We start from the raw sequence: 7,531 nt of genomic DNA, 5'->3' as shown, positions 1-7,531 counted from the left end.
CGCGAGCGAGGTGGACTTGGGCAGCGGGGCCGTGCACCCCCGGGGGCGCGGCGCCGTCCGCGGTTTGGCGGGTCGCTTCGCGCCCCAACGGGAGCAAGCTCCCTCGCCACAGGGGGGGCTACTTCGGCCGCGTTTCAGCGACCAGGGTTTGCAATCGCACCCACAACCTTTGGACATGCTGATGCTCGGTGCCCAGCGCGCCGATGGACACCCTCACCATCCAGCGCTCATCGAGGATGGCGGGGGTGACGTAGGCATCGCCTGACTGGTTGAGTTTTTCTGCCCAGGCTCGCGTGTGATGGTCCAGTGCCTGGCCTTCCAAACCCGGCGGTTCATGGCGAATGCACAGGGTTTGCAAGGCGGGCGTGGCCACCAGTGTCCAGTGCTCAGTGGCTTCGATCTGCTCTGCCAGCCAGCGCGCATTGGCCAGGTCTCGCCGCAACCGCGCTTGCAGGCCGCTGACGCCTTGCTCGCGTATCAGGAACCACAACTTCAAGGCGCGGAAACGGCTGCCCAGGGAGATCCGCCAGTCACGGTAGTTTCGCACTTGGCCGTCTGCGCTGGACTGCAGGTAACTCGGGTTGGTGGTCATGATGCGAATCAAATGCTCGGGGTCGCGCACGAAGTACACCGAGCAGTCGAAGGCCGCGCCCAGCCATTTGTGCGGGTTGAGCACTAGGGAGTCAGCCTTTTCGATGCCATCCCACAAGGCCCGGCATTCTGGCAGGATCATTGCGGCGCCGGCCATGGCCGAGTCCACATGCAGCCACAGGCCGTGACGTTGGGTCAGTTCGCCAATTGCATCCAGGGGGTCGATCGCCATGGCGGCCGTGGTGCCGGTGGTGGCAATCACCACGCAGGGCGTGTTACCGGCGGCCAGGTCCTGTTCGATGGCGTGCGCCAGTGCCTGGGGCGACATTGCATGGTGTGCGTCGGTGGCGATGGTGCGGATATGGTTCTGGCCGAACCCGGCCAGGATCGCCGCCTTGTTGACCGAGCTGTGGGCATGGGCTGAGGTGTAGACGATCAGGGGCGCGCTGCTGTTTTGCAGGCCGTTGTGCATCAGCGCGTAATCGGAGCTGCGTTCCCGGGCGCTGATAAGCGCCACCAGCGTGGAGGTGGACGCAGAGTCCTGGATCACACCGCTCCACGTGTTGCCCAAGCCGAGCATGTCGCGCAGCCAGTCGGTGGTGACTTCCTCTATTTCGGTGAGAGCCGGACTGGATTGCCAGGACAACCCAATCACACCCAGGCCGGTGCTCAGGCAATCGCCCAGCACTGAGGACAGTTCCACATTGGAAGGGAAGAACCCGAAGAAACTGGGATGCTGCCAATGCAGCAAGCCGGGCATGATCAGTTTTTCGACGTCGCCCATGATCTGTTCGAACGGTTCGGCGGTGTCAGGCGGGCTGGTCGGCAGGGCAGCTTTGATCTCGCCAGGTCGGGTGGTGGGCTGCACGCCGCGTTGTTCGATGTTCTGTCGGTAGTCTGCAATCAGGTCGATCATGGCATAGCCATGTTGGCGGAATTCTTCGGGGGTCATAGATAAACGTCCATGTGCACGAGCAATAAAAGTATTAGCACCAGAAGTAAAACGGTTCGCCGGGGGTATAGCCGATAAACGACTGCATGCTGACGCGTTTTCCCGAATCGAACCCGCAGATGGCGTGGGGGCGGCGGGTATTGATGAGCACCAGTTCGTTCTTGCGTGGGCGGATGCGCAGCGGTTTTTGTAAACACTGTTCGGGCAGTTGGGCACCTTCGAAGCGCTTGACCTCATCATAGCTAAAGGCTTGGGTATCCCAGATGATCAACTCGCCCCCCGAAGGCGGTGTTTGCAGGTAGATATTGGCGCTGAATTGATGCTGCAGTTCAGCGATTGTGCGGGGCAGGCAATCCACATGGGGCACCGTTTCCGAGAGGTGCGCCGTCTCCGGGAACATGACGCGGATGATCCCGCAAAACATCGGTCGGCCCTGGAACGAAGCGGCTGTTGCACCTTGCGGCCAGAGCGCCTGGAACTGTTCCATCAGCTGTTGAATGGGCGGTTTTTGCGGCGCACAGAGGCTGTCGATAAGGCCGCGCATACGGGCCGCGTCTGCATAATATTTTTCTTGTGCGTCACCGCCGGCGGCCTTGCCGTACGTGGAGTTGAACGGGGTGCCCCAGCGATGCACACCATAGAAGTGCTGAACGACGCGCCCCTCTTCATAGGTTTCATGACCATAGTGTTCCAGGGTGGCGGTATCGTCGATGGCCTGAATCAACCGTGCGCTGGTGGTTGCGTTGGCAAATTCAGGTACTCGAATGGCAAGCACTTGGCCACTGATGAGTTTTTTCAAACTTGCAGTATTGAGGTGTTCAAGTTCCAGGATTTTTGTGGGGGTGGAAAGAATCGGTTTTGTAGCGACATGGTCCGTCATGCAGTGAAGCTCCCTTTAAAGTTTTATCCGTACGCCTTTTGTATTACGCAGGGCGTGCGCACTAAATTAGTTTTAAAGGGTTGAGGGGAAACGCTGGGGCATTATCAGCAGGCAAAAAAAAAGCGGCTGCCCGTTCGGGCCGCCGCTTTTTTACCGCCAGCGCTACTTAATCCGGCAGTTTGAACGCCATTACATAATCACCCTGCTTGGTCCCCAGGGAACCGTGACCGCCCGCCATGACCAGCACGTATTGCTTGCCGTCCTTGCCGGTATAGGTCATCGGGGTGGTTTGCGCGCCTGCAGGCAGGCGGCCTTCCCACAGTTGCTTGCCGTTTTTCACGTCATAGGCACGCAGGTACTGGTCCAGGGTGCCGCTGAGGAACGCGACGCCACCGGCGGTGGTGAACGTACCACCCAGGCTAGGCACGCCCATGGTCAGTGGGATTGGAACCGGCGAGCTGTCACGCACGGTGCCGTTCTTGTGCATCCAGATGGTCTGGTGGGTGGTCAGGTCAACCGCCGCCACGTAGCCCCAGGCCGGTGCCTGGCACGGCAGGCCCATCGGCGACAGCAGTGCTTCAAGGATCACACCATACGGGGCGCCTTTGTTCGGCTGCACGCCTTCGGTTTCGCTGACGCGTGGGCCTTGCTTGGCAATGTCGGCAGCCGGGATCAGCTTCGATTTGAACGCCATGTAGCTTGGGTTCACGAAGGCGATCTGGCGCACCGGGTCAACCGAGATACCGCCCCAGTCGAACACGCCGAAGTTGCCTGGGTACACGATCGAACCTTGCAGGGACGGCGGGGTGAACGGGCCGTCGTAGCGCATGGATTTGAAATCGATCCGGCACAGCATCTGGTCGAACGGTGTCACGCCCCACATGTCGCGTTCTTTCAACGGCGGCGGCATGAAGTTCAGGTCGGACTTGGGTTGGGTAGGGGAGGTGCGGTCGCCCGCCACTGCGCCCTGTGGCACCGGGATTTCATTGACGGGCACCACTGGCTGGCCAGTGGCGCGGTCCAGCACGTAGATGCTGCCTTGCTTGGTCGACGCCATCACCGCTTGCTTCACGCCCGCAGCGGTCTTGATGTCGATCAGCGAAGGCTGGCCGCCCACGTCCATGTCCCACAGGTCGTGGTGGGTGAACTGGAAGGTCCACTTCACGTGGCCGGTGTCGATGTCCAGGGCGGTCAGGCCCGCGGCGTACTTCTCGGACTCATCGGTACGGTCGCCGCCGTACTGGTCGGGCATCTGGTTGCCCATCGGCAGGTAGAGCATGCCGAGTTTTTCATCCACGGCGAACATGGACCACATGTTCGGCGAGTTGCGGGTGTAGGTCTTGCCCTCGGCCAACGGGGTGGTGTCGTCCGGGTTGCCGCTGTCCCAGTTCCACACCAGCTTGCCGGTGTGCACGTCGAACGCGCGGATCACGCCGCTTGGCTCGTCGATGGAAACGTTGTCGGTCACGTGACCGCCGATCACGACCAGGTTCTTGGTCACGGCCGGTGGCGACGTGGAGTAGTAACCGCCTGGGGCGAAGCTACCGATGTTGGCACGCAGGTCGACCTGGCCTTTGTCACCGAAGTCTTCGCACATCTTGCCGGTGTCGGCGTTCAGGGCGATCAGACGGGTGTCGGCGGTCGGCACGAAGATGCGTTTCGGGCAGGCATTCGGAGCGGCGGCCGGGCTGGCAGTGCCAGTCGGGCTCTGCTCGGAAGCGTAGGCGGCGTCATCGTGGTACGACACGCCACGGCAGGTCATGTGCGCCCAACCTTTGAAGCTCTCAGCACCCTGGGTGGTGATTTTCGGGTCGAAACGCCAGATTTCCTTGCCGGTATCCGGGTCCAGGGCAATCACTTGGCTGTGCGGTGTGCACACGTAGAGCATGCCATTGACTTTCAGCGGGGTATTTTCGGCGGTGGTTTCACCGGGATCGCCTGGGCCAGGGATGTCGCCAGTGCGATAAGTCCACGCCGGCACCAGCTTATGGGCATTCTCCGGGGTGATCTGTGCCAGTGGCGAGTAACGGTCACCGAAGGCCGAGCGGCCATAGGAGTTCCAGTCGCCATCGGCCTGGGTTGGCGCAGCGCTGGCCATACCCGGCACCGCGTCGCGGTCCAGTTGGCCGGTCTTGACCATTTCACCTGGGTTGGTGAATTGGCTGGCCAGGGCGGTCGCGCCCGCCAGCACCACGGCAACGCTCAGCGCGCCAGTGCCCAGCGGTGCGGCTTGGCCACGCAGCAATGGCCGACGAAACCACGGCAGCAGCATGACGATGCCGAGGGCGAACAGCAGGGCCAGACGCGGCACCAGTTGCCACCAGTCCAGGCCCACTTCCCACAGGGCCCACACGGTGCTGGCAAACAACACCAGTGCATACAGGCCCAGCGCGGCGCGGCGAGTGGCCAGCAGCAATACGCCGGTCACGGCAATGCCGATACCGGCCAGCAGGTAGTACAGCGACCCGCCGAGCATACTCAGCTTGACGCCACCGGCCAGCAAGGCCAGCCCCATGATCAGCAGCAAGACCCCCAGCAGCCTGGGCAACAGGCGGCTTGGGCTTGAGGCACCATCAGTGCTCATAGTGTGTTTCTCCGTTACGTTGGAATTATGTAACCCCGTGCTTCACTCACTGTAGATGACGATTCGGCTCGGGCTTGGTTCATCGTTATTTTTGGTTTTTTCTGTGGATAACCGGGTTATCCACAGGCGGGCAATCAATCCCCTGGCGCAGGTCGATTCAAGACAGCGCTGTCTTTGTGCAGGAAGAAATTCGGCAAAGGGAGTCGACCGGGAGGTGAAGCGTTTCAGATTATTGCGAAGGATAATGCGGCGGGGCGTTTTGAGAAAGGGTGAATCGCAAGATGCATCATTTCAGTTTTGGTAACAGTGACAGATAGTCGCTGCAAAAATAGCCTGATGGCAGGCTCTATCTCTGTAGGAGCGAGCTTGCTCGCGAAAAACTCACAGGCGCCGCGTTTATTCAGGAAGCGCGCGTTATCGTTGGCGTTTTTCGCGAGCAAGCTCGCTCCTACAGGGGGGGTGAGGTGACGGTTAGAAAGTGGTGCGGATGCCGAACTGCACACTGCGCCCCGGCGCCGGTGCGATGTCGCGCAGGATCGAGCTGGCATAGCGCACGGTCTGGTTGGTCAGGTTCTCGCCATTGACGAACGCCAGCCACTGGCTGCCGCCCACATTGAAGCGATACCCCGCGCTGGCGCCGAGGGTGGTGTAGCCATCGGTGCCGCTTTCGTTATCCGGCACACGCCCTTGGCCTGCGGCATGTTCCACGTCGATACGCGCTTGCCAGCGATCCAGTTCCCACAGCAAGCCGCTGTTCAAACGCAATGGCGCAATGCGCGGCAAGGCTTCGCCGGTGTCCAGGTTGGTGGCGCGGGTGTAGTCGCCCGACAGTTCCAGCGCAAACTTACCGTAGGCGCCTTCGCCGAGCTTCCAGTGATCCTGGGCTTCAAAGCCGGCGAAACGTGCGCGCACACCAGAATATTCGTACTCGGGAATACCTCCCGCGTCCTCTTCGCCTTCATCGTTCAGGGTACGACCCGTGCCCAACAAGCCGATGTAATTGGAGAAGTGGCTATAGAACACGCCGAAGCTGCCCTTGTGGGTGCCGTTGTCAAAGCGCAGGGCCAGGTCGCTGGACACGGCCTTTTCCTTCTTCAGGTTGGCATCGCCCAACTCATAGGTGCCGGTGGCGACGTGGGCGCCGTTGGCATACAGCTCGTAAAAGGTCGGCGCGCGTTCGGTGTAGCCGAGGGTGGCGGCCAGGGACCAGATCGGCGTGAGGGTGTACACCGCACCTGACGACAGGCTACCGGCGGTGAAGTCACTGCTCTTGTCGGCATTGGCAAAACGCTCGTTGCCTTTGGCGTTCGGGTCGACGCTGGTGTGTTCCAGGCGTGCGCCGAGGCTGAGTTTCAGGCGTTCGGTGGCTTGCATTTCTTCGAGGATAAACAGCGCGCCGGCGTTGGTGTCGGTCTGCGGCACGAAGGCTTCTTCGCCCAGGGCCGAGAACTCGTTGCGGGTCACTTGGGCGCCGACCACGCCATCGAATGGGCCAATCGGCTGGTGACGAGCTTCCACCCGCGCTTCATAGCCTTTGTTCTTGAAGGTGGTGCCGGTTTCACCGCCTTCGATTTCGCGGTGTTCGTAGTCGGTGTACCCGGCGTCGATTTTCACCGAGGTAAACGGCCCTTGCAGGTTGCGGATCTCGGAGGCAAAGGCGTAGTGGTCCTGTTTCATGCGGATGCGCACATCCTGCTCGGCGGGTGAGCCGTAGTTACTGTCGTAATTACTGTAGGACAGCCCGGCATAACCATCGTCCCAGGTGTAGGAACCGCCCACCGCGCCGCCGTCCTGGCGCCCATTGCTGTTACCCAGGCGCCCGTTTTTGCCGGGTCCGTTTTCGCTTTCCGGCGCGTGGCGGCTGCGGGCATAGCCTGGGATTTTAAGGTCGTTGAACTCGCGCGCATTGGCATCCAGGTGCAAGGCGAAGGTGCCGTTGCCGGCTTCCAGCTTGCCGGCGCTGCTGCGGGTGGTGTCGGCGCCGCCGTAGCGCAACTCGCCAGCGCCATGGATGCCTTCGATGGCTTCGGTGGGGATGCGATTGTCGAAGGTGTTGACCACCCCACCGATGGCGCTGCCGCCGTACAGCAGGGCTGCCGGGCCCCGCACGATTTCGATGCGGTCAACGTTGATCGGGTCCAGTGGCACCGCGTGGTCGTAGGACAGCGACGAGGCATCCAGCGCCCCCACGCCGTTACGCAGGATGCGAATGCGGTCGCCATCCTGGCCGCGAATGATTGGGCGGCTGGCCCCCGGGCCAAAGTACGAAGACGACACGCCCGGCTGCTTGTTCAGGGTTTCACCGAGGCTGCCTTTTTGTTGCAGGGTCAGGTAATCGCCTTCCAGCACGGTAGTGGGCGAGGCGAGTTGTGTGCTGCCCAGCGGGTTGCCGGTGACTACTTGGGGTGGCAGTTCCAGGGCATGTGCCTGGGAGCCAATCAACAGGGCGGCGGCTAGGGGCGACAAGCGCCAGAGAGAAGGCAGCGACATCGGATATTCCTGGGCAAAATGACTGATAATTTAA

At 61.5% G+C, this 7,531-nt stretch carries 5 protein-coding genes; all 5 read right to left on the bottom strand.

Annotated features, from left to right (window positions below):
- Positions 1 to 118 precede the first annotated feature (118 nt).
- The gene (locus tag GIV26_RS13945) at positions 119 to 1,543 is read right to left on the bottom strand and encodes a pyridoxal phosphate-dependent decarboxylase family protein (RefSeq protein ID WP_236281136.1); all 1,425 of its coding nucleotides are present in this window, start codon (positions 1,541 to 1,543) and stop codon (positions 119 to 121) included.
- A 34-nt stretch (positions 1,544 to 1,577) separates the two neighbouring features.
- Positions 1,578 to 2,423 carry a 2OG-Fe(II) oxygenase gene (locus GIV26_RS13940; protein WP_236281134.1) on the bottom strand — a complete coding sequence of 282 codons (846 nt, stop codon included), beginning with the start codon at positions 2,421 to 2,423 and terminating at the stop codon, positions 1,578 to 1,580.
- 166 nt (positions 2,424 to 2,589) lie between these two features.
- A complete protein-coding gene (locus GIV26_RS13935) occupies positions 2,590 to 5,007 on the bottom strand; it encodes a glucose/quinate/shikimate family membrane-bound PQQ-dependent dehydrogenase (RefSeq protein WP_034127999.1) in 2,418 nt (805 codons plus the stop codon).
- A 224-nt stretch (positions 5,008 to 5,231) separates the two neighbouring features.
- A complete protein-coding gene (locus GIV26_RS13930) occupies positions 5,232 to 5,447 on the bottom strand; it encodes a hypothetical protein (RefSeq protein WP_236281131.1) in 216 nt (71 codons plus the stop codon).
- A gap of 31 nt (positions 5,448 to 5,478) precedes the next feature.
- Entirely contained in the window at positions 5,479 to 7,497 is a 2,019-nt protein-coding gene (locus GIV26_RS13925; RefSeq protein WP_236281128.1) for a TonB-dependent receptor, read from the bottom strand.
- Positions 7,498 to 7,531 lie beyond the last annotated feature (34 nt).

It is taken from the genome of Pseudomonas sp. PA-1-3F (assembly GCF_021609665.1).
Taxonomy (GTDB): domain Bacteria; phylum Pseudomonadota; class Gammaproteobacteria; order Pseudomonadales; family Pseudomonadaceae; genus Aquipseudomonas; species Aquipseudomonas paracarnis.
This window is presented reverse-complemented; position numbering and strand designations above follow the sequence as displayed.

What these genes read in the sequence shown, in the direction of transcription:
- GIV26_RS13935 (WP_034127999.1), bottom strand. Translation starts at nt 5,007, where the DNA reads ATGAGCACTGATGGTGCCTCAAGCCCAAGCCGCCTGTTGCCCAGGCTG.
- GIV26_RS13945 (WP_236281136.1), bottom strand. Translation starts at nt 1,543, where the DNA reads ATGACCCCCGAAGAATTCCGCCAACATGGCTATGCCATGATCGACCTG.
- GIV26_RS13925 (WP_236281128.1), bottom strand. Translation starts at nt 7,497, where the DNA reads ATGTCGCTGCCTTCTCTCTGGCGCTTGTCGCCCCTAGCCGCCGCCCTG.
- GIV26_RS13940 (WP_236281134.1), bottom strand. Translation starts at nt 2,423, where the DNA reads ATGACGGACCATGTCGCTACAAAACCGATTCTTTCCACCCCCACAAAA.